Origin of the sequence: Burkholderia sp. WP9 (assembly GCF_900104795.1) — a bacterium.
In the GTDB taxonomy this organism is placed as follows: Bacteria; Pseudomonadota; Gammaproteobacteria; order Burkholderiales; family Burkholderiaceae; genus Paraburkholderia.
In genome coordinates this window covers 2015519-2036870 of sequence record NZ_FNTG01000002.1, presented here as the reverse complement: position 1 = coordinate 2036870, position 21352 = coordinate 2015519, and the positions used below count along the sequence as shown (strand labels likewise).

Genomic DNA, 21352 nt, shown 5'->3' with positions numbered 1-21352 from the left:
GGATACCTCAGCGACATTCATGCAAAGCGATGAACGAACTTCGAGACGGGTACGCGCAAGCCGCAAGGAGAGCACCATGTTGTCCCATGAATTGATCGCACGGTATGGAATGCTAGTCGTATTCCTGAATGTGCTGGGTTCTTCGCTTGGCCTGCCGTTGCCTGTCATTCCGACATTGATCACCGTTGGAGCAGGCACTGCGCTCGCCATGCACACGGTGTCGTCGACATTGTTGCATTTCGCGACGATACTCGGCTCCGCTGTCATTGGCGGTGTGCTGGGCGACCTGATCTGGTTTCAGGGTGGCAAGCGATACGGCGAACGCACGCTCCATACCGTTTGCAAACTGTCGCTCTCGCGCGAAACGTGCGTCAGGAAGACGGAGCGCTTCTTTGGGCGATGGGGAGTCCGCGTGCTGGTCGTTGCGCGCTTCGTACCTGGCTTATCGCTCGTTGCCGTGCCACTGTGCGGCGCGATGGCGGTCAGGTTGCGTTCCTTTGTCCTGCATGATTGCGCAGGCGTTGCGCTGTGGGCATCGGTCGGCCTGGCGATCGGTGCGCTATTCGCGTCGCAGATTGACGTGGTGTTCGTACTTATCTCCCGCCTTGGCTGGCAGGCATTGATCGTGATCGGCATCGCGCTGGTGCTTTTCGTGTTGTATCGATACTGCCGGAGAATCATGCTGGCAAAAGCGCTCGAGAAGGCGCGGATCAGCGTGGGCGAGCTGCATGCGTTGCTCGCGAATAATCCGCGGCCAATCCTGTTCGATATCCGCTCCGCCGAGCGGAGAATGCTCGACCCGTTTGTCATTCCAGGCGCCGTATTTGCCGATGAACGGAAACTGCCGCAGATCGTGGAGCGCTACGGGGCGAACCGGACGCTCGTCATCTATTGTTCTTGTCCAAACGAAGTCTCCGCGGCGTGGATGGCCAGGCGGCTGCGACTGGCCGGCGTCAAGCTTGCATTACCACTTACTGGCGGTATCGATGCATGGCGTGTGGCGGGCTTCGACGTCGAGCCGATAATCGCGCTGAGCGACGCTGCAATCAGCGAAGAAGGGAGAAAACTTTTTGCGCATTGATTACATGCGTGTCCACAAAGCGACAAGGCGGCCCGCGGGAGGCACCCTCACGGCGATGGCCATTCCAGAATGACAAAACCGCTAACTAATGCCGAGCCCACCTTCCACGGGGATGACTTGCCCTGTCACGTCATCTATTCGCCAGGGGTTACCGCGGACGCCACGAGATTCCACGCCCGACCGCTTCCTGCCATCTCCGGCCCATTGACCATGTGAGAACTTCGCCCACTCCTCGTACCGGGGAAATAGCGCGGTGAGGACGCCCACACATCCATCGCAAAAAAACTGCGAACGATGTCACAAATAACAGTGGTAATACGTCTGGCTTAGCATGGACTCCCCAACCCGCGCTCCCATCTTAGCTTTCCCATCACGCTGCCCTACCGCCGGCGCCGACGATCCGTTTGCAAGCAGATTTGCGACCAGTTACGCCGGCGTCGTTTCGTTTCTGGCCGTTGCCAGTGAAGGCAGCTTTGCCCGCGCAGGCGACCGCCTCGGCATTGGTCGTTCCTCGGTTAGCCGCAACGTGCAGAAACTCGAAGCGCAGCTCGATACACGTCTCTTCCTGCGCACGACTCGCAGTACGTCGCTGACACGCGAAGGCGAACTCTTCTATGAGAACTGCCAGCCGGGTATGGAGCGCATCGCCCAGGCGCTGGAAGACATGCGAGAGCTGCGCAACGGGCCTCCACGCGGCCATTTGCTCATTGGCTCCACGCCTGGCTTCGGCCGCAAGATTGTCGCGCCGCTGCTGCGAGGTTTTCACACGCAATATCCCGAGATCGCCCTGGAACTGTTGCTGAACGACCGCCCCGCCGACGCCGACTTCACTACCGATCGCGTCGACGTATCGTTTCGCGATGGGCGCATGGAGGACAGCGGAATCGTAGCGCGGCAGCTGATTCCGATGCAGATGATCGTCTGTGCGTCGCCCGCTTATGCGCGAATTCACGGCTTGCCGCGGCATGTCGATGAACTGGCGGATCATCGCTGTATCAACTTCCGGACGGCGTCTGGCCGCGTTCGGACGTGGGAATTCAAGGTCGACGGTCTCGCGCAGCGGCGCCAGCCTGTCGCGCTGCATACGTTCAACGACGAGGATCTGATCCTGCAGGCGGTGCTCGATGGGGTCGGCATCGCGCAGTTGCCTGCCTACCAGGTTTGCGATCGGCTTGGCAACGGGCAGCTCCTCCGCTGCCTCGCGCAGCATGCACCCGAAGACGGCGGTCACTACCTCTGCTATCTCAGCCGCAAGCATCTTCCGGCCCGGATCCGTGTGTTCATCGACTACATGACCGAGCACACGAGAGCACTCGATCTGCAGTGTCTGACGACTATGACGGCGTTATCGGCCGTCGACTGATGCCCTCAGAACGACGCGGCGTTGACTGATGTTTCTGATGCAACACAGCGAAGCATTCAGGGGTCCTACCGCGTGACGTAGCGCACGCCTAAGATGCTTCCTGTACAGACGGCCCGCGAATCGCGGCCAGGCCAGCAAGACACAGCAAAGCACATACGCAATATGATGCAAGCCGAATTCTAAAAATCGCCAACGGTTTGACAGCCGCACTCGCACTCACGCCGTCGTTGCGGCGTCGCCCACATCGGGCGAAAACCTGAAGGAAGCACTGACGGTCACAATGTGCGTCATTGCTCCGTGAACTTCGACGTCGTTCCGAGAGACGCACGCCGCGCAATAAGCGGCAAGCATCCACGAGGCACACCATGACAACATTGCGTCCACCGCCGCTGACATTGCTCGATAAGTATGACGGGCAAGTCGCGCAAACGCTGTATTCAACCACTGTCACCGTAACAGGCGGCGACGCGGGTCACGGACGCGCGTCGGGAATTGCCCGCTCGGATGACGGCCAGCTCGCAGTCGATTTGCGATTACCGGAGGCACTAGGCGGCCCTGGCGGCGGCACCAATCCGGAGCAGCTATTCGCGGCGGGCTACGCAGCCTGCTTTCATGGCGCGATGAGTCTGCTTGCGGCCCGGTCGGGCATTCCGATTCCCGGCGCCTCCGTGGACGTCACGGTCGACTTCGGCCGCGACCCGATCGACGGCTTGTTCAAGCTGACGGCGCACACCCGGGTCTGCTTGCCCGGTGTCGAGCGCGCCGTCGCGGGGGAACTGGTGCGCAACACGGAACGCTTTTGTCCTTACACCAAGATGGCACGGCATGGAATTGAAAACGTCGTCGCGCTTATGCCGTCGGACGACGACAGCAACTCATAACGGCGCGTGCTTGATTTCTTGAGGGAACTCGAACAGGAACAAAAGCGGCTCTGTCGAAAGAAGGCGGTTCGCCATGATGAGCTAACCGGCATGAGCGACTGAAACTCTCGTTTCCAACTGCGTATCAAGCGCCCGCAAGGGGCGCTCCTTCGTCAACCGCGCCCGGGCATGGTCGTTTGTCCGGCCGTACGTTACCGGCCGTAGTAGCCAACAAAAGATGCCTTGCCGAGCACCTTGTCACCCAACGCCTTGTTCAGTGCAAAACCATGCAGCGCAGCGGTGCCGGTCTTTGGAATGCCCGTCGCGGCGTAGAAATCGTCGACCGACAGCGCATACAGCGTAAAGATATAACGGTGGGGCTTGTCGCCCTCCGGCGGGCACGGGCCACCATAGTTGCCGTTGGCTCCTGCCGCGCCGGTGTCCTGGAAGTCGTTCATGCCCGCATTGGCGCCGACGGGCAAACGGGACGGATCGTTGCCGGCCCCTCGGGGCAGTTGCGTCACGGCTGCGGGAATGTTGTAGACCGTCCAGTGCCACCAACCGCTACCGCTCGGCGCATCCGGGTCGTATACCTGTAGTGCGAACGACCGCGTCCCCGCCGGCGCATTTTTCCAGACGAGTGCGGGTGACACGTTGCCACCGGTACAACCGAAAGCGTGGAGCACGAATTTGTTATCGATCTTGCCGCCCGGAGCAATGTCGGGGCTCGAGAGCTCGAAGTCGGTCGGCGGCTGCGCAACGGCCGACGCAGCCAGAAGGATAGACAAGCTTGCGGCAGACAAAAGACGACAAAGTAGCTTCATTGAAATCCTCGCGTATGTGAAGCGTGCTTACTCAGTGGGCACCCGCCGCCCCGGCGCCACCCTTGCCGGGCTTGGTGAGCCAGACAAGCGGAATGATCACAATGAAGATCATCGACGAGAGCCAGAAGATATCGTTCAGTCCGAGCATCGCGGCCTGCGCATTCAGTGAGCGTTCGAAAAACGCCGCGGCCTGGTCCATGCCACCGCCAAGCGTCGCCTGGAGGTTCGCGATCGCACCCATATAGTCGGGGTTGTTCACGCTCGACTGTTCGGCGAGTTGCGCATGGTGCAGAATCGTGCGGTCATTCCAGCCCGTCGAGATCAATGACGTGCCGACGCCGCCCGCGAACACGCGCACGAAGTTGGACAGGCCGGCGGCCGCCGGAATTTTGTCGGGTGACAGCCCAGACAGGATAATCGCGGTGAGCGGTGTGAAAAAGAGCGCCATGGGGATGCCTTGCAGCAGCGTCGGCAACACCAGGGTATAAGGATCGACGCCCGTCGTGTAGTGCGAGCGCATGAAAAACACGCCCGCAAAGCCGAGGAAAGCCAGCGTCGCGAGTACCCGTGCATCGGACTTCGGCATGATCTTCGCCATCACGGGTGCGAGCAGCACGGCAAAAATTCCGAGCGGCGCGGTCACGAGACCCGCATCCACCGAACGATAGCCGAGATAGCCCTGGATCCACTGCGGCAAGATCACAAGGTTCGAGAAAAACACCGCGTAAGCGACCGAAATCGCAATCGTGCCGCCGCGGAAATTGCGTCCTGCGAAGAGGCGGAGATCGACAATCGGGTTCTTCTCCGTGAACTCCCAGATCAGGAAGAACAGGAAACTGATCGCCGCGACAATCGCAAGAATGCAGATCACGGCCGAGCTGAACCAATCGAGATCCTTGCCCTTGTCGAGCATGATTTGCAGTGACGCGACCCAGACGACGAGCGACATCAGGCCGACCTTGTCGATGGGTAGTTTGCGCGCCGGTGTCTCGCGGTCGCGGTAGATCATCCACGTCACGGCCGCGGCAAACAGACCCACTGGAATGTTGATGTAGAAGATCCACGACCAGCTATAGCTATCGGTGATCCAACCGCCTAGCGCGGGACCCGCGATCGGCCCGACTGTCGCCGTCATCGCCCACAGCGACAGCGCCGTCGAGCTTTTTTCCTTCGGATACGAGCCGAGCAGAATCGCCTGCGAGAGGGGAATCAGCGGGCCAGCGACGGCGCCCTGCAATACGCGCGCAGCGAGCAGCACGATCAGGTTCGGCGCGACGCCGCACAGCCACGACGAGAACACGAACAGCACGATCGCAGCCACGAACAGTTTGATCTGGCCCACACGCTGCGTGAGCCAGCCCGTCAGTGGAATCGCGACCGCATTGGCCGCCGAGAACAGCGTAATCACCCATGTACCTTCATCGACGGATACGCCGAGATTGCCCGAGATAGTTGGAATCGCAACATTGGCAATGGATGAGTCGAGCACGTTCATGAACGTCGCGAGCGCGACGGCGATTGTCGCGAGCACCAGCTTTCCACCTGTCAGCGGAGGCGGTGCAAGTTGCGTCGAAGAATTCATCTCGCTTCCAGTCTGAAGTTTTCGACAGATCCGGCGCATTGATCCGGCCTGTCAGACTATTGAAAAAACCAGGGCGCGACTACGAGGTGCACCCCGGGATGCGATTTAACCTGCTCGCTGTTTAGCGCCACGCTTGTCGCTTGCGTCGCGCTTCTCGGAAGGTGTCGACGATACGGCGTTGCCGATGGACCCGGCATGCAAAGGGACCATGTTCTGCGCGATGATCTTCTCGATCTCGGCGTCTGCCTGCGCGCCGTATTCGGCAAACACGTCTGTGCGATACGACGTGTTCGTCGCCGCGCCGAGCTGCGGGCCCGTGTCGTCGCGCGTATCGACATCGACATCCATCGACAGGCCGATGCGCAGCGGATGCGCCTGGAGTTCCTTCTGATCGAGCTGGATACGTGCAGGCAGACGCTGGACGATCTTGATCCAGTTGCCCGTTGCGTTCTGCGCCGGCAGGCTCGCGAATGCGCTGCCCGTACCCGCCGAGAAGCCGACGACGCGGCCGTGATACTTAACCTTACCGCCATACACATCGGCCGTCAGCGTGACAGGTTGGCCGATACGCATGTTGCGCAACTGGCTTTCCTTGTAGTTCGCGTCGACCCACACGCCGTCGAGCGGCACGATCGCCATCAACGGTGTGCCCGACGACACGCGCTGGCCGACCTGCACCGATCGCTTCGCGACATAGCCAGTGACGGGCGCCGGCAACGTGTTGCGCGCATAGGCTAGATACGCATCGCGCACTCTCGACGCGGCGGCTTGCACGTTCGGGTGCTGTTCGATCGTCGTGCGGTCCGTCAACGCACGGTTGGCTTGTGCCTGTTGACGCGCGGCGTCGAGCGCGGCCCGCGCGGCCGTCATGGTGTCGCGCGCGTGCGCGATGTCTTCGGCCGACACGGCGCCCGTCTCGGCAACGGTCTGGCGGCGGCGCAGATCGTCCTGCGCGCGAGCCAGATCGGACTGCTTCTGGGCGACGTTCGCCGCATAGAAATCGTTGTTCACGTACAGGCTGCTCACCTGCCGTACGGTCTGTCCCAGTGTCGCCTCGGCGTTGCCGAGCGCGACTTTCGCATCGGCGTTGTCGAGCGTGACGACCGGGTCGCCGGCCTTCACGATCTGCGTATCGTCGGCATTCACCGCGACGACGGTGCCGGCCACCTGCGGCGTCAGTTGCACGAGGTTGCCGCTGACGTATGCATCGTCGGTGGATTCGTGATGGCGCGCATAGGTCATGTAATACGCGCCATAGGCCGCCGCCGACACGACGACAGCCACGCCGAGCAGCGCAAGCAGCGCCTTGCGCTTGCGTGTGTTGGGTTCCGTTGCAACAGAAGCTTTCGTCTGTGCCGCGTCATGTTTCGCGCCCGCCACTTGGGTCTCCTGGCGCTCCGTTGCATCGATTTCGCTCATTTCAAGTCTCCAGACAGAATCGGTAGGCAGCTGCTCAGCGCGCGGCGACGACAGGCGTGATGGGTGCGGACGCGTCGGCGCGCGGCGCAGCTCCGGCGTTTGCGTTCGAGGTATCGACGAAACCGCCGCCCAGCGCAGAGGCCAGTGCTATCTGCTGATCGAGGCGATTCATGCGCAAATTCGCGACGCTCTGATTGGCGGAAAGCGCGTTGACGTCGGCGTTCAACACGGTCAGTTGATTTGTGAGACCGGCCTTGTATTGCACCAGCGCGAGTTCGGCGGCTTTGCTAGCGGCGTCTTGCGCGGTCTGCGCATCGACAAGCTGCGCATCCGTCGAACGCAGGTCGGCGAGTTGCGTTGCGACTTCGCTCAACGCTGCGACGAGCGCCTGGTTATAGGTCGCGACGGCATAGTCGAAATCGGCATAGCGGCCCTTCAGTTGCGCACGCAGCTCGCCTGCGTCGAAGATCGGCAGGTGGATTGCCGGACCGACCGACGCCGTGCGGCTCGCTGCCGTCAGAAAGCGGCCGAAGCCAAAAGCGTCGAGTCCGATTGCAGCGCTCAGGTTGATGTCGGGATAGAACTCGGCCTTCGCTTCCTTCACGCCATGCGTCATCGCGTCGACGCGCCAGCGCGCAGCGACGATCTCCGGGCGGCGACTTACGAGATCGGCCGGCAGGTTGTCCGGCAGGCGCACTTCGTCGCCAATGCCAAGCGTCGGCCGTGCGATCTGCAGGCCACGGTCGGGCCCCGCGCCGAGCAGCGCGGCGATCTGATAACGCGTCGTGAGGATTTGCCCATCGAGCGATTTCAGCGCAGCACGGCTCGTTGCAAGATTGGCCTGCGCGGTCTTGCGTTCAACTTCCGTTTCAAGGCCCGTCGCGATGCGGCCCGCGGTAATACGATCGATCTGTTCGCGCTGCGTGATTTCCTGTTGCGCGATATCGCGCAACACATACAGACGCGCGAGCTGGTTGTACGTGCGGGCAATCGACGTCGTCAGAGTCAGCTTGACGATTTCGACGTCGGCCTCGCTTGCCTGAAGCTGCGAGATCGCCGCTTTGAGCGCTTCGCGGTTTTTCCCCCACAGATCTAGATCATAGGAAGCGCTCAGCAGGCCTTTGTTCTCCGTCTGCCACGAGCCACCAAACGGAGGCGGTATGAATGTCGTATTCGAGAACTGTTGACGTGTGAGCGAATAGCTCGCGTCGACGCGTGGCATCGTGCCCGCCCGTGCCGTTTCGCTGTATGCCGATGCAGACGCAACGCGGGCATGCGCCTGGTCGAGCGTCGGGTTGCTCCTCAGCGCTTCGTCGATCAGCGCCTTGAGTTGCGCGTCGCCGAACTGGTCAGCCCAATTGGCGCCGGGCCAATGTCCTTGCTCGGCAGGAAGGCTTTGCTGCGTCGCGTACTGCTGCGGATCGGCCGTTTTCGCGTCGCTGTGAATGCCGGCGTAGTTCACGCACGCCGACAGCACCGCCGCTAACATCGCCGAGACACCCAGCTTGGGCACGCGTGATGCGCGCTCTCCGGTGTGTGACTGAATGCTCATTTTTTGGCCTATCGGATCGTTGAGTAGAAGAGTTCTTCGTAGAGAAACGCGGTGCACATGTAGTGCGACCTCGACGACATGCAGTGCAGCTTAAACAGCGACGGTCCCGGCGAGTCGGCTTCGCGTGGCCTTGGGGGGCATACATTCGGTCCTTGCGAGCGCAAAGAGCGTCTTGATGCCTGTCCACGGATTCCTTAAGCAGCGGCGTACCTGTTCACTACGCCCAACGCCTGATACACACCATGTGCAGAAGTGTTCGCAGTTATTGGTCAGCAACCGATATCGGTCTTCGCCGAGGCGGGATCTAGCCCTCGCCACAGCATCAGTTCCGGTATAGATGGCGTCTGGTTCAGAGCGAACTTTTATTCCCTTTCCTGCTGCAAAACGGTGCAGCGGAATATATTCAATGGGGCGTCGTTTCGCGGAATGATGAAAGCCCCCATAGTGAATAACCTGTCCATTCCCGACATAAATTCCGTGGTGTGTATAGCCATCCCGCTCGCTAACAAGATGGGCACCAACCGCGATGACGCGTTCTGCGCCGGTCAACGCCGGCGAAGTTGCGAGCCAATCAACATATGGAGTTTCCATGGCGAGCTACCAATGTCATATCCGTGATGAGTTCAGCACTACCGGCGAAACTTTTCATCAACACATCAAAGAGCCAATTCCCCTCCCCAGGGCGGAAGGCAAAGCGAGTCCTTCCGAGGAGCCTCCCCTCAGGAAAAGTGGGCCACTTCATCACAGTGGATTTACATTCACCGGCCGTCGACAAATGGGCGGCCAGGCAGATGGAGCGGCGCGGTCGCCTCAATCACATCCATGCGGATTGCCAATCCAGTTAAATGTCCGCTTGCGAGCCGGGTCTTTCAGTTCTCGTGCTTCGCTGGCTATGGGAGAGCGCGTTTAGGAGGCAGATATCAGACTCAGAAAATGCCGCTGAACGAGACAGCAACTGCAAGTCCGACACTGACCGCGGATAGCATGATCCAGCCTACAAACACCGACAGGGGTCCGAGACGCAACATGACGCCCTCCACTAGCGACCTCAACGACCTGTCAAGTCAGTCGAGTCAATCGCGAAGCCATGTTGGAATAGTAGGCGCCGAGTCCCGACCTCGGTAGATACGCATCGGACCACTCACTGTTGCCGCGTAGACACCAATAGGTGCAGCCACGGTACCGCTCGCCGAAGCCGTCGGGATATGTACGATTTCGTCGACCACAATGGCTCTTTGAAGAGGGAAGTGATTAAAGCCCTCAGCCGGTCATTACCGACGCAAATATCTTTGTGCAATGTGAGTGGGGTTTGTGACCGCGAAGCATATCGATAATGTGATCGCACCACATATGGGGTCTATGAGTCGCCTCACGCCTGACGCCCGTTTTCCAGATCGTCCGGATTGAATTCCCCCAGGCAGAATGGGTTGAGCGCCCGAATCTCCTCCGTCATGAAATCGACAAGCACGCGAATGCGCGACGGCAGATTCTGTCGGCAGAGATAGCAGATGTAGTGGCCCCGGTCGTCCGGCAAGTACCGCCTTAAGGCCATGACAAGTTCGTTGCGCGCGACGTAATCACATATCTGATAGCCCGGCATCTGGGCAATTCCGCGACCTTCCAGGACTGCCCGCAATACCAGGTCTGCATCATTGAACGTCAATCTGGCGGTCGGCAGATACTTTCGCATATGTCCGTCGACCTTGAAATCCCACTCAAAGACGCGACCGTTGGATCGCAGGTTGATACAGTCGTGCTGCGCCAGATCTTCCAGCGTAGAGGGTAGTCCCCGCTCTTCGGCATAAGCAGGGGATGCGCAGAGTACCCTCTGCATTGGAATGAGCTGTTTCGCAATGATGCTCGAGTCCTCAATGAACCCATCGCGAAACGCGACATCGATCTGTTCTGCAGCGAAATCGGCGGGCCTGTCATCCAAGCTTAGATCTACCGCGATATCCGGGTAAACCTCGGAAAACTTGAAAAGCAACGGAGCAACCACCTTGCGTCCAAATCCAACTGTCGAGCGGATTCGAACGAAGCCACGAGGTGGACCTTGGCGGAGGTCCAGCATATCGTTCATTGCCTCGACGATATGGGTAACGCCCTGGTTGCAGTTCTCGAAGAACCTTTCGCCCTCCTGCGTCAGGTTTGTGGTCCTTGTCGTTCGGAGAAAAAGGCGAGTGCTTAGCTGTGTTTCAAGCTTCTGAACATTTCGACAGACGGCCGAGCGTCCAATCCCCAATCGTTCCCCGGCTTTGACGAAGCTTCCCTCGGTCGCGACCGCCATGAACGCGATGATCCCCGCGTAGCTCGTCGCGAAACAGGTAGACAAGGCATCAGCGTTATTTGGTATGCCAACGCGAAAGCCTCGCTGTGATGTATCCGATTGATCCATTGATGGCCCCACTACTGACACATGAACGGGTGAGTCGTCCAGGGCGCCAGCATGCGTTCTCGCGCCGACAACGACTATTCGTGCTACAGCTGGTGACCGTGATTGACGCCGCCCGGGCGAGACGGGGAACGCCTATGAATGCAGCTCGGGGACCATCGCACAACAGTCCGGGACCAACGCTTTAGCCGGACAGATACCGCCGGCTGCATCAAGGACGGTCAGGATTTCCTTACAAGTGTTCCTTATTCCGCTCTGTCTGGCCCGTCGAGACGGCCGCATACGGCGCCGTCAGACTGCGGTCTGACGTGTAGAAGTCTAGCACTTGCCTGGTGCAAAAAAATTGCTGAACTCGGCCGCTATCATCTGGCCGATGCGATTGGGTTCACTCAATTTTCATCTGCTTCGCCCGGCTCGATGGAGACCCGCCCGTCTTGATATCCGACGTCCATCCACACGCCCGCGCGCGATCCACCATTCGATCAGCCACCTTGAGCGCGTGTCGCGCGCGTTTCAGTTTCGTATGACCAATTTGGATTGGCGCCAAACCGGAAACATCATGTCTCCCTGGACGACTCTACCGTTGCCATTCGCGCTCATCTACCATGGGACGGCGTTGTCCCGTCGCCGATCAAGAAATCGGGGCGAGCGAGAGGTCGCCCCATTTACTATATGATCGTTCGTTCCATTCAACGCCTCGAAGTCCCGGAGACCGTGCTTGCTCCTGCGAGTGCGGGCCGCACCGATAAGGCAGGCTTCGACAAATTGACGGCTGAGAGCCGGAACGCGCTTCACTGAACTCGAGACCGCACCATGGACGACAAGAAGCTGCAAGCTCCCCCGCTTTCTCTCCTCGACAGGTATCGGGGCCGGGATTTTCGTCCACTGTACACAACCACTGTCACCGTTTCCGGCGGCGAGACGGGACACGGTCGTGCATCAGGTGTGGCTCGTTCAGATGACGGAAATCTTGTCGCGGAACTGCGGCTGCCCACTGAGTTCGGCGGCCCCGGTAATGGGACCAATCCCGAGCAGTTGTTCGCGGCGGGTTTTGCGGCGTGCTTTCACGGCGCGCTAAACCTGATCGGCAAACGCGCTGCAATGGATATCCACGATGCTGTTGTGGAAGTGCAGGTTGCGTTCGGTCGTGATCCCATGGATGGAGGCTATGCATTGGTCATCGATGTTCGGGTTCGGATGCCGGGCGTTGACCGAGGCGTAGCGGAAGAGATGGTTCGGACCGCTGAACGCCTGTGTCCGTATGCGAAGATGGCCAGACAAGGGACTGTCAATATCGTGACCGTTGTTGATTGACTCAACGCCTCTCGCGCGACAGCAACGTGTGATTGTCTGTTGAAGACGTTCATTGCCGCTGCCGCACGTGACTGACGCACTCCGCTCACCGCAACAGCCAGGGCGGCGCCAACAGGTTAGCCGAAGGACGCCTGCGGGTTACCCGCTGCCAACGCTTCGGTACGGTTCGGCGCCGGCGGGTAGATCCACTGCGTGTTGATCATCTGTTTGCGTGTCTTTCCTTCTGCGTGCGTCAGTTTGATCTGTCTATCCCATCCTTCCGAGTAAATAGCCCCCCACTCGCCGAGGTCGAGGCAGGTCGCATAGAACGGCTGCCTGTATTCGAGTGTCGGAACGCCGATCAGGTCTGCTGCCACGTTGTGTCCACCGAATTGCCCCATCACGATAGCGTGTTGACAGGACATCAATGCATAGTGCCCGTCGTCGTCGCTCCGAGCTCGCGCAACATCGCCCGCTACGAATACTTCAGGTGCTTCTGGCACGCGAAGATCAGGTGTGACCTCGACACGTCCAAGTGGGTCAAGATGCGAGGAAACTTGCGCAGTCAGCGAGCTGGCACGCATTCCACCCGCCCAGATCACGGTCATGGCTTCGATACGGTTACCCGCCGCAGTGCGAACCCCGTCCGCGTCGACCGACACCACGCCAGATCCAAGTACTGTCTCAACGCCCAGCGAGTCAAAAGCTTCAGATACATACGGTCGAGGATTGGGGCCGAGATCGGGACCGATATCGTCCTGGGATCCGATCACGACCACGCGGACTGCCGCGTCGGCGCCAAACAACTCGCGGATTCGCTTAGGCAATTCAGTTGCAACCTCGATACCCGTAAAGCCACATCCGACAACTGCAATAGTGTTGCGTGCCGGCGAATCCGGCCGTTTCGCCAGTTCTCTTAAGTGGTTGTCGAGCACTACCGCGTCCTCGATACGATCGACAGAGAACGCGTACTCCGCCAGGCCCGGAATTGGTGGCCTGTTCAACCTGCTGCCACTGGTCAACAGCAACCGGTTATAGGCGAGCGAAAGCGTCGACCCGTTGGCCGACACGACACTTACCGTTTTGTCATGAACGGATATCGCTTCGACACTGCCTTCCAGAAACTTTACGCCCACGGCGTCCAGAAGCGGACCCAGCGGTGCAGCCATCCGCTGCGGCTCGCTTTCATACAGCCGCGGACGGATCTGCAATTCGGGCTTCGGAGAGATCAATGTGATTTCAACGTCACTGGTCCTTACGCCAGCACCATCGAGGACGCGAGCTGCGCCTAGTGCACCCCACACTCCAGCGAAGCCGGCACCCACTATCAGGATTTTCTGCGACATGATGATTGCCTTCGGTTGAAAAATTACGAAGTCGACGATAAGCACCGAACTCATAGCAACGGGTGCCTGCTTTATTCAGCGGCGAGTGTCGAGATCGCTGAGCATGATTCCCGAACTCGGAGAACGATGGCGGCCGCGCACGCAAGCGACGTTACAGACGTCGCTTGCGCGGCACCGTCAGGACAGATCGTAGGCTCGGACATCGAAGGGCAGTAGCCCCGCGAGCGAACTCATCATGTTGCCTCGAGTGCAACAATCAACGAGACGGTACGACAGTGGCATCAATCGCCCCGCTTACGTCCTTTGCGCAAAACCGAGTCGATGTCCGAGTGTGAGTGTGGGCAATTGCCCGTAGATGACATGCGCAGTGAAAGGGCGGCGCTTTCCGACGGGCGGAGTCCTTGATCTGTCTTTGATTGGTGCCGGACGGGAAACGCCGTGTGTCTGTTTGGATGTCTACCGCAACAGACGGCACCCGCCTACGATCACGATGTGCTTTAACGAGCATAGCGCATGCTCAGGGCACATCCGGCCCGCAAAATGCACTGTCGGAGTCCACTTCAACCAGCGACACCGAGGATGACTGTCCATCGGAACCAGCGCTGCGACGGACAGTTGGACCCACGCGCCGGCCACCCGTGGTTGTCGGCCTCAAGGCAGCCCGAACGCGGGTCACTAAAGTGCGAGTTGATCGTGGGAATATCGCGAATCAGGTCGATTCATCCGCGAAAAATCCCAGGTTTTTCCTCATCTGCATTCGAACCCGCGTGGGGTATCGAGTGGTCGACAAAGGATAGCAAACCATGAAAATCGTCGTCATCGGCGGCACCGGCCTGATCGGCTCGAAGGCCGTCGTCATTCTTCGCCAGAACGGACACGAGGTCGTCGCCGCCTCGCCAAGAAGCGGAATCAACAGCATCACAGGAGAGGGGCTCAAGGACGCCTTGGCCGGCGCGCAGGTGGTGATCGACCTCGCTAATTCACCATCGTTTGATGACAAGGCGGTATTGGAATTCTTCGAGACGTCCGGCCGAAACATTCTCGCGACTGAGGCCGCAGCAGGTGTCCGGCACCATGTTGCGCTATCCATCGTCGGAATCGACCGGACGCCCGACAATGGCTATTTCCGCGCCAAGGTCGCGCAGGAGAAGCTGATCGAGACCTCCGGCATCCCCTACACCATCATCCGCTCCACGCAGTTCATGGAATTCCTCGGCGGTATCGCCGCGTCGAGTGCGGATGGAAACGTAATCAGGGTTTCGCCAGGCCTGTTCCAGCCCATCGCGGCTGACGACGTTGCCGCGATCGTTGCCGATGTGGCGCTCACGGCGCCGCGAAACGGCATCGTCGAGATCGCCGGCCCGGACCGAACGCCGTTCAACGAAATCATCGCCCGCTATCTGACGGCCGCCGGCGATCCGCGTGAGGTCGTAAAAGACCCCGAGGCACGATATTTCGGCGGCCTGGTCGAGAAACATTCGCTCGTGCCTCTGGGCGAGGCGCGCCTCGGCCGCATCGGTCTCGACGAATGGCTCCAATTGATTGACATGACTAACTAACCATCATGCGTACCATCCAGATCCTGCTTCAAACGACCATCCTGCCTTGCAGCGACGACTGGTCGATCGCGCGATTCAGCCGCCTGGCGGAATTACTGCAAACACATCAGGATCCTGAAGGGCGCGTGACGTTCAGGGTCGTTGCTCGGGACCGCGAGCGGCTTGGGCAACCGGACCCGATTCTTTCCCGACTCGATGAAACCGGGTTCGACGAGTTGTGGTTGTTTGCCGTTGACGAAGGCGACGGTCTGACCTCCGAAGATTGCGAGGGGATCACGCGATTCCGACGGGCAGGTCGTGGTTTGTTGGTCACCAGGGATCACATGGATCTGGGCAGTTCGCTGTGCAGTTTGGGCGGGGTGGGCAAGGCACATCACTTCCACACGCGCAATCTCGACCCCGACCAATCCAGGCGTGTGGCGGACGACCCATTCTCACCCCACATCTCCTGGCCCAATTTTCACTCGGGCACAAACGGAGACTTTCAGGAAGTCACGATTGTTGGACCCACCCATCCCGTACTGGCAGACCCTGACTCTCCTGGTGGCGCAATCCGGTTCCTGCCCGCACACCCCCATGAGGGTGCCGTCGACGCTCCCGAGCATGAACCGGCTCGAGTGATCGCACGAGGCAAAAGCAAAGTAACAGGAAAGAGTTTTAATCTTGCAGTCGCATTCGAACCTTCGGTCCGCGGAGGTCCCGCAATCGCCCAAAGTACTTTTCATCATTTTGCGGACTACAACTGGGACACGCGACTGGGTTGCCCGAGCTTTGTGACCGAACCTCCTGGGAACGGGATGCAGACCGACCCGCAAGCCCTTCGGGACATCCACCGTTACTCGGTCAACCTCGCGCTGTGGCTAGGTGGAGCACTCTGAAGCTGTTTGCGCACAATCGGACTATCGAAGCGAGCCATCGGGGCTGCACCGAGTTCAAATCGCATTCAGATTCGCTTCATGCGCCATCAACGCAAACGATTTCTTAATTCACCAGAAACAAGTACTGATAAATCTCATGCTGATCTTTCCCGCTCGAATGCTACGACCACGACAAAATCATTTCCACAGGATTACCCAATGTTTACCCATGAGTTGCTTTCCCAGTATGGAGCGTTGATCGTATTCTTCAGCGTGCTAGCCTCGTCGCTCGGTCTACCGTTTCCCTCCATCACAGCCCTGATGACGGTCGGCGCGAGCATCGCTACTGCAAGATATGACCTCGCGCGCGCACTGCTCCACTTCGCCATTCTGCTCGCCGCCGCCGTTTCCGGTGGAGTTCTTGGCGACTTGCTCTGGTTTCAAGGCGGCAAGCGGTACGGCAGACGCGCCCTTCAGTTGGTATGTAAGCTGTCGTTCGTGAAGCAATCGAGCGTTGCCAGGTTCGAGTGCTTCTTTTCTCAACGTGGCGCGCGTGCATTAATGATTGTCCGTTTCGTGCCCGGCCTTTCGTTGATCGCCGTTCCTCTTTGCGGAGCAATGGCAATTAAAACGCGCTCCTTTATTTTGCACGACTGCGCCAGCGTATGCATATGGGCATGCGCTGGTCTCCTCGCAGGTGCGCTGCTGGCCGATCGACTCCACGGATTGTTCGCACGCGTTCACCAATCTGGATGGCAGGTGTCGTTGTTGGGCATCGTCGCGGTGGGTCTTCTTTGCCCTGTATGGTTTGCTCATAGGGCTCTCACACGCCCCCCGGTCGTAGACAGGCAAGCGGGCACGCCCCTCTATGCCGCCGACATCGCGGGTTATTGCTGATCAACGCGGGACCACATCGGCACGAACACCGCATGCCCTCACTCAAGCGTCGAATAGCCCGGACTCGTCTGGTCCGATATTCGTAAGCCTTGTGTCTTTTCTCGTCACCAGGTACATGGTTTCGCGCAAACACAGAATTGAGTCTTCAGTCTCACTGCCTTGCAGCACCCCATGGTTGGTCGAACCGGGAGTGGAAATTTGAGCAATGCCAGACTCAGACGTTTGCTCATACGCATTGTTTCCAGGATTCGCGAGATCATCAGGATTGTCGAAGGTCGCGAGTGCGACCTGGCCAAGGCAAGCGTAGCGCCGTTCGAAAACGAGGCGGTCAATACCCCGTCAGGGCCAACGGAGAACGACGTGATTCGCGTCACTTCTCGGAAATCGACTCGCGCACAGGCGTTTGAACACACGGCGCTGACACACTGGCAAGGTTTGATCGAGGTCCCGTTGGCTTGTGCCGGTCTGGACGTCGTGAGCCGCCTGTCACAGCTAGACGAGTGCTCTTCCGTTCGAAGAGTGACGTCCGCCCGTGTCGACGCGGCGCCATTGGGACGATAGACCCGGCGGCATAGCGTGGCCCAAGGTCTGGTGATGGATGTCGTGCCCTTCAATGAAGATGAAATGGACCCAGCCGCGCAAAGCATGGCCGCGGCCTTACGGGAGAGCACATGCGCAGCTCAACCGAGGCAAGCCGGCACCTGTTGACGCCGCTTATGGCAAAGTCTAATGCTTCCAATCTCTGTGGCGGATGCATCTGGGCGCGCTTTCGCTGCGCAGATCCGCCGGAAGTGAAAGCGGCCCGCGACGACGCCAACGCCGATGCCCTTGACAAGCCAAACAGGCAAAATCAGAGCGTCGCCGCATGAGCGTACTTACTTCTCTGGCACGAGAACAGGCGCACCCTTGTTCTTCAGAAGAAGCACGATGAACTTCGCGGGTTGCGTCTGGCTCGCGTTGCGCCCGACGGTGTGCACGTCGTTAGGACCTTCATAGAAAGTCTGTCCAGGCGTGAGCGTGACCTCCTTGCCGCCCTTGACCTGCATCACGATCGAACCCTCCAGCACATAGACGAAGGCGTCCGCGTAATGCCGATGAACTGGATCGACAGAACCCGGCGGATAGGTCACGGTGATCATCAGCGCTTCCTTGCCCGGAAAGTCATCGAGCGGCTTTGTCATCAGCGGTGTCACGACGGCTTCAGGAGCCGCCGCACAGGCCCCGCCGATATGCGCGCCCGCGACGACGAGCACTACGATTGCGGTGTTCTTGAGTGAAAACATGATGTGCCTGCCAAATAACGCGTTCCGCACATGCGGAACGACGGTGGAAAGGAACAGAAGAACCAGACGGTTCAGGTGAGGTTAGCCTTGTCGAGGCCGAATACCTTGTCGGCCGAACCCGGCACGGTCCTGAATGCGACGTTCGCGCGGTTCCATGCGTTGATCGACATGATTTCGTACGTCAGGTCGGACAGTTCCTTCTCGGAGAACTGGGTACGCACGCGTTCGTAGATATCGTCCGGCACGCCCAGCTCGGCAAGCTTGGTCAACGCTTCAGTCCACGCGAGTGCGGCGCGCTCGCGCGGCGCGAAGAGCGTCGATTCGCGCCACACCGCCAGGTGATGGAGTCGCAGTTCACGCTCGCCGTGCAGGCGTGCTTCCTTGACGTGCATGTCGACGCAAAAGCCACAGCCATTGATCTGTGACGCGCGGGTCGAAACGAGATCGCGGATCGATTGTTCGATTGCGCTGTCCTTCAGTTGATTGCTGAACTCAAGGAATTTCTTGAACAGTTCCGGCGATTGCTGAATGTAGTTGATACGCTGTGTCATGGACTTCTCCTGGTGAGTACTCGCGCCTGGCGGATGTCGTCAGCGGCAATGCGCCGCACGAAGTCATCGTAGGTCGACGTGGCGTAGCGCGGTAGACCCGCAAACGGGATCACGGTGTTGTCTCTTTGGCACCAATCAAACGCAACCTGGCGCGCACAGGCAGGAGAAATAGCAGCGTTCAGGTGTTGCAGTGTGCCGCGGCGATACGCGCCAGCTTGTCGGGATTACGCTGCACGAGAATACGGACGATGCGCGCGCCATCCGTTTCGAATGACTGCGCCGATTCGAGCTTGCCCTCGACAAATCGCAGCAGCGCCCATTGACCGTTGAGCATCACGAGCTTGACGCGGAGTTCGCTGCCGTAGCGCCGGTACGAGGCGTAGAAAAGCTGTGCGATGCGCCGGCCGCCCACCATCGGCTTCGGAAAACTCGGCACCTTGCCGCCGCCGTCGCCGATCAGCATTGCGTCGTCGGTCAGCAAGGCATTGATCGCGGTGAAATCGCCTCGCTCCAGCGCCTGCGCGAACGTCTGCAGCAAGCGTAGATGCGTTTCGCGCGGCACGGCATAGCGTGGCCGCTCTTCGCGTAGTTGCGCTTTGGCGCGGCTGACCAGTTGGCGGCACGCGGCCTCCGTCTTGCCGATGGTTTCGGCGACTTCGTCATAGTCCGCGTCGAATACCTCGCGTAGCAGGAACGCTGCGCGTGCCTCCGGGGTCAACCTCTCGAGCAGCATCAGAAAAGCCACGGAGACGTCGTCGGCGCGTTCCTTGACCCCTTCTGGTGTAGCAGAAGGGTCGGTCATTTCAGGTTCCGGCAACCATATACCTGAATAATGCTCACGTTGAATTTTTGCGGCGCGAAGACGGTCGATGCACAGGCGCGTCGCAACCGCGACGAGCCACGCCTCAACATTTTCGATGGCCTCCCGGGGCGCCGCATGCCAGCGCAGCCAGACGTCCTGCACGATATCTTCGGCCTCGGCAATCGACCCCAGCATCCGATACGCAATCTTGTGTAACCGAGGGCGAAGCCCATCGAACGCACGAGCGTCGTCATTCATGAACATGATCTCTCCAGCCGTGTGAATACATGAGCGCCGGTCCAATAACGCTCTGACACCAGGATATTGCCACGCATGGAATTGAGGTGGCCGTGTGAGACGTCGTTGGCCGGATGGTCCGAGCATAGTGCGACGCCGGAATCGAACCTGGCCGTCAGCATATGCATGTCTTGCCTTCAACAGAAGACCAAAAACGGACGCTTCGGTGTTGTCTAAAGAACAACAGTCACAACTTGGGTCAACCATTTAGCATGAAGTCTGACGAAAGATTTTTCGGTCATATGTCACAGAATTCGAGCGTGCAACGTCTTAGTGGGGAGCGGTCCGGACGGTACCAATTGGAGGAGGAACGTGGCGCTGCTGGGTGCGCACGTTGTCCGCGTCCTTTTTCACTACTCACCTACGGTAGCCTGAGACACAAAAATGCACCTTGGAAAATCCTATAAGCTATTGGAGTTTTTGATCTGGACTCGGCGACAAATCTACGGACTTCTCGTTTGCGGTTCTGTACCGGTCGTTCTGTACAAGTTTTTCGGTCTTACATGGCTGTCGGTACCTCTGACGATTGTGGTTTTGCTCGGAACCGCAACGTCGTTTATCGTTGGCTTCAAAAACGTTCAGACATACAACAGGGCAATGGACGCCCTCGACATCTGGATTGACATTTTGAGCAGAAGCCGCCGCTGGGGCCAGGCCGCACGGGATCTTGTCAAAGACGAAGACATTTCCCGAAAACTGGTGTATCGACACCTTGCCTGGCTGACCGCGTTGAGATATGAACTGCGTCGACCCCGTATCTGGGAAAGCGCGAGCAGGCGTCCCAACGCTGAATATCGTCGGTTCTATCGTGTGCCGGAGTGGGAAAGAGACATTAGCGAATTATTGCCGGAATATTTGTCTCCCTCGGAAACCGCGCAAGCCCTTTCCTCCACTTCTATCGCTACATTCATTCTGAGCCTGCAAGGCGCTTCGCTCAAGATGCTTCACATTGCGGGGCACCTGAATTCAAGCTTCTATATGGAGCTCCAAAAGGCGGTTGGGGATTTCATGGATCTCCAGTCGAGATCGGAACGTTTCAAGAATTTCCCCTATCCACGTCAATATGCAACGGTCAGTTCGCTATTCGTGAGGTTCTTCTGTTTGTTTTTTCCATTCGGGCTGCTTCACGAATTCGATAAGCTGAATGATGGAGTGAGTGGCTTTATGCATGGCAACATGGTATGGCTGGTGGTGCCATGCAGTGTCGCAGTATCGTGGATGTACACGTCGCTCGAACAAGTTGGGGAAAGCACGGAGAATCCGTTTGAAGGCGGCGCAAATGACGTTCCCATTTCAACGCTGTGTAGCATCATTGAGCGCGATCTGAAAGAGATGCTCGGAGAACATGCGGACGATCTATCGAGCCAGACAATCATTGCGCTATAGAGAATACC

At 59.0% G+C, this 21352-nt stretch carries 19 protein-coding genes; 9 read left to right on the top strand and 10 right to left on the bottom strand.

What is annotated here, in order from left to right:
- The first annotated feature begins 76 nt into the window (after positions 1 to 76).
- The 3 genes from BLW71_RS30275 (at position 77) to BLW71_RS30265 (ending at position 3325) form a co-directional block, all read left to right on the top strand.
- Entirely contained in the window at positions 77 to 1081 is a 1005-nt protein-coding gene (locus BLW71_RS30275) for a DedA family protein/thiosulfate sulfurtransferase GlpE (protein ID WP_091805831.1), read from the top strand.
- 331 nt (positions 1082 to 1412) lie between these two features.
- Entirely contained in the window at positions 1413 to 2444 is a 1032-nt protein-coding gene (locus tag BLW71_RS30270; RefSeq protein WP_091805828.1) for a LysR family transcriptional regulator, read from the top strand.
- Positions 2445 to 2809: 365 nt separating this feature from the next.
- On the top strand, positions 2810 to 3325 hold the full coding sequence (locus tag BLW71_RS30265) for an Ohr family peroxiredoxin (protein ID WP_091805825.1): 516 nt from the start codon (positions 2810 to 2812) through the stop codon (positions 3323 to 3325).
- 191 nt (positions 3326 to 3516) lie between these two features.
- On the opposite strand, the gene BLW71_RS30260 is transcribed toward BLW71_RS30265, so the two are convergent.
- From BLW71_RS30260 to BLW71_RS30235, 6 genes are all read right to left on the bottom strand, one after another.
- Positions 3517 to 4092, bottom strand: a complete 576-nt coding sequence (locus BLW71_RS30260) for a YbhB/YbcL family Raf kinase inhibitor-like protein (protein WP_286162151.1) — start codon at positions 4090 to 4092, stop codon at positions 3517 to 3519.
- Positions 4093 to 4159: 67 nt separating this feature from the next.
- Entirely contained in the window at positions 4160 to 5710 is a 1551-nt protein-coding gene (locus BLW71_RS30255; protein WP_091805819.1) for a DHA2 family efflux MFS transporter permease subunit, read from the bottom strand.
- Between the two features lie 105 nt (positions 5711 to 5815).
- Positions 5816 to 7129: an HlyD family secretion protein gene (locus tag BLW71_RS30250; protein WP_091805816.1), complete on the bottom strand. Its 1314-nt coding sequence runs from the start codon at positions 7127 to 7129 to the stop codon at positions 5816 to 5818.
- A 34-nt stretch (positions 7130 to 7163) separates the two neighbouring features.
- Positions 7164 to 8681, bottom strand: coding sequence for an efflux transporter outer membrane subunit (locus BLW71_RS30245; RefSeq protein WP_091805813.1), 1518 nt, complete (start codon positions 8679 to 8681; stop codon positions 7164 to 7166).
- 90 nt (positions 8682 to 8771) lie between these two features.
- Positions 8772 to 9272, bottom strand: a complete 501-nt coding sequence (locus tag BLW71_RS30240) for a lecithin retinol acyltransferase family protein (RefSeq protein ID WP_091805809.1) — start codon at positions 9270 to 9272, stop codon at positions 8772 to 8774.
- A gap of 778 nt (positions 9273 to 10050) precedes the next feature.
- Positions 10051 to 11076, bottom strand: coding sequence for a LysR family transcriptional regulator (locus BLW71_RS30235; protein WP_091805805.1), 1026 nt, complete (start codon positions 11074 to 11076; stop codon positions 10051 to 10053).
- Between the two features lie 810 nt (positions 11077 to 11886).
- Between BLW71_RS30235 and BLW71_RS30230 the strand changes: the two genes are divergently transcribed.
- Complete coding sequence (locus tag BLW71_RS30230; RefSeq protein WP_091805803.1) at positions 11887 to 12387, top strand: Ohr family peroxiredoxin; 501 nt, start codon at positions 11887 to 11889, stop codon at positions 12385 to 12387.
- A gap of 116 nt (positions 12388 to 12503) precedes the next feature.
- Here BLW71_RS30230 and BLW71_RS30225 read toward each other — a convergent pair whose 3' ends face one another.
- Positions 12504 to 13712 carry an NAD(P)/FAD-dependent oxidoreductase gene (locus tag BLW71_RS30225; protein WP_091809063.1) on the bottom strand — a complete coding sequence of 403 codons (1209 nt, stop codon included), beginning with the start codon at positions 13710 to 13712 and terminating at the stop codon, positions 12504 to 12506.
- 803 nt (positions 13713 to 14515) lie between these two features.
- Here BLW71_RS30225 and BLW71_RS30220 point away from each other — a divergent pair.
- The 4 genes from BLW71_RS30220 (at position 14516) to BLW71_RS41175 (ending at position 17894) form a co-directional block, all read left to right on the top strand.
- Positions 14516 to 15271, top strand: coding sequence for an SDR family oxidoreductase (locus BLW71_RS30220; RefSeq protein WP_091805800.1), 756 nt, complete (start codon positions 14516 to 14518; stop codon positions 15269 to 15271).
- 5 nt (positions 15272 to 15276) lie between these two features.
- Positions 15277 to 16149, top strand: coding sequence for a hypothetical protein (locus tag BLW71_RS30215; protein WP_091805797.1), 873 nt, complete (start codon positions 15277 to 15279; stop codon positions 16147 to 16149).
- 78 nt (positions 16150 to 16227) lie between these two features.
- Positions 16228 to 17025 (top strand): DedA family protein, encoded by a 798-nt coding sequence (locus BLW71_RS30210; RefSeq protein WP_177205143.1) that lies wholly within the window; start codon positions 16228 to 16230, stop codon positions 17023 to 17025.
- A gap of 671 nt (positions 17026 to 17696) precedes the next feature.
- On the top strand, positions 17697 to 17894 hold the full coding sequence (locus BLW71_RS41175) for a hypothetical protein (protein ID WP_143048402.1): 198 nt from the start codon (positions 17697 to 17699) through the stop codon (positions 17892 to 17894).
- Positions 17895 to 17900: 6 nt separating this feature from the next.
- Here BLW71_RS41175 and BLW71_RS30205 read toward each other — a convergent pair whose 3' ends face one another.
- From BLW71_RS30205 to BLW71_RS30195, 3 genes are all read right to left on the bottom strand, one after another.
- Positions 17901 to 18308, bottom strand: coding sequence for a cupin domain-containing protein (locus BLW71_RS30205; RefSeq protein WP_091805792.1), 408 nt, complete (start codon positions 18306 to 18308; stop codon positions 17901 to 17903).
- A 71-nt stretch (positions 18309 to 18379) separates the two neighbouring features.
- Entirely contained in the window at positions 18380 to 18859 is a 480-nt protein-coding gene (locus BLW71_RS30200) for a carboxymuconolactone decarboxylase family protein (protein WP_091805789.1), read from the bottom strand.
- 178 nt (positions 18860 to 19037) lie between these two features.
- Positions 19038 to 19919 (bottom strand): RNA polymerase sigma-70 factor, encoded by an 882-nt coding sequence (locus BLW71_RS30195; RefSeq protein ID WP_091809061.1) that lies wholly within the window; start codon positions 19917 to 19919, stop codon positions 19038 to 19040.
- Positions 19920 to 20342: 423 nt separating this feature from the next.
- Between BLW71_RS30195 and BLW71_RS30190 the strand changes: the two genes are divergently transcribed.
- A complete protein-coding gene (locus tag BLW71_RS30190) occupies positions 20343 to 21344 on the top strand; it encodes a bestrophin family protein (RefSeq protein WP_091805786.1) in 1002 nt (333 codons plus the stop codon).
- Positions 21345 to 21352 lie beyond the last annotated feature (8 nt).

Bases quoted from the DNA above. Each gene is read 5' to 3' on its own strand.
- BLW71_RS30275 (WP_091805831.1), top strand. From the start codon at position 77: ATGTTGTCCCATGAATTGATCGCACGGTATGGAATGCTAGTCGTATTC.
- BLW71_RS30270 (WP_091805828.1), top strand. From the start codon at position 1,413: ATGGACTCCCCAACCCGCGCTCCCATCTTAGCTTTCCCATCACGCTGC.
- BLW71_RS30265 (WP_091805825.1), top strand. From the start codon at position 2,810: ATGACAACATTGCGTCCACCGCCGCTGACATTGCTCGATAAGTATGAC.
- BLW71_RS30255 (WP_091805819.1), bottom strand. From the start codon at position 5,710: ATGAATTCTTCGACGCAACTTGCACCGCCTCCGCTGACAGGTGGAAAG.
- BLW71_RS30250 (WP_091805816.1), bottom strand. From the start codon at position 7,129: ATGAGCGAAATCGATGCAACGGAGCGCCAGGAGACCCAAGTGGCGGGC.
- BLW71_RS30245 (WP_091805813.1), bottom strand. From the start codon at position 8,681: ATGAGCATTCAGTCACACACCGGAGAGCGCGCATCACGCGTGCCCAAG.
- BLW71_RS30240 (WP_091805809.1), bottom strand. From the start codon at position 9,272: ATGGAAACTCCATATGTTGATTGGCTCGCAACTTCGCCGGCGTTGACC.
- BLW71_RS30235 (WP_091805805.1), bottom strand. From the start codon at position 11,076: ATGGATCAATCGGATACATCACAGCGAGGCTTTCGCGTTGGCATACCA.
- BLW71_RS30230 (WP_091805803.1), top strand. From the start codon at position 11,887: ATGGACGACAAGAAGCTGCAAGCTCCCCCGCTTTCTCTCCTCGACAGG.
- BLW71_RS30225 (WP_091809063.1), bottom strand. From the start codon at position 13,712: ATGTCGCAGAAAATCCTGATAGTGGGTGCCGGCTTCGCTGGAGTGTGG.
- BLW71_RS30220 (WP_091805800.1), top strand. From the start codon at position 14,516: ATGAAAATCGTCGTCATCGGCGGCACCGGCCTGATCGGCTCGAAGGCC.
- BLW71_RS30215 (WP_091805797.1), top strand. From the start codon at position 15,277: ATGCGTACCATCCAGATCCTGCTTCAAACGACCATCCTGCCTTGCAGC.
- BLW71_RS30210 (WP_177205143.1), top strand. From the start codon at position 16,228: ATGCGCCATCAACGCAAACGATTTCTTAATTCACCAGAAACAAGTACT.
- BLW71_RS41175 (WP_143048402.1), top strand. From the start codon at position 17,697: ATGCGCAGCTCAACCGAGGCAAGCCGGCACCTGTTGACGCCGCTTATG.
- BLW71_RS30205 (WP_091805792.1), bottom strand. From the start codon at position 18,308: ATGTTTTCACTCAAGAACACCGCAATCGTAGTGCTCGTCGTCGCGGGC.
- BLW71_RS30200 (WP_091805789.1), bottom strand. From the start codon at position 18,859: ATGACACAGCGTATCAACTACATTCAGCAATCGCCGGAACTGTTCAAG.
- BLW71_RS30195 (WP_091809061.1), bottom strand. From the start codon at position 19,919: ATGAATGACGACGCTCGTGCGTTCGATGGGCTTCGCCCTCGGTTACAC.
- BLW71_RS30190 (WP_091805786.1), top strand. From the start codon at position 20,343: ATGCACCTTGGAAAATCCTATAAGCTATTGGAGTTTTTGATCTGGACT.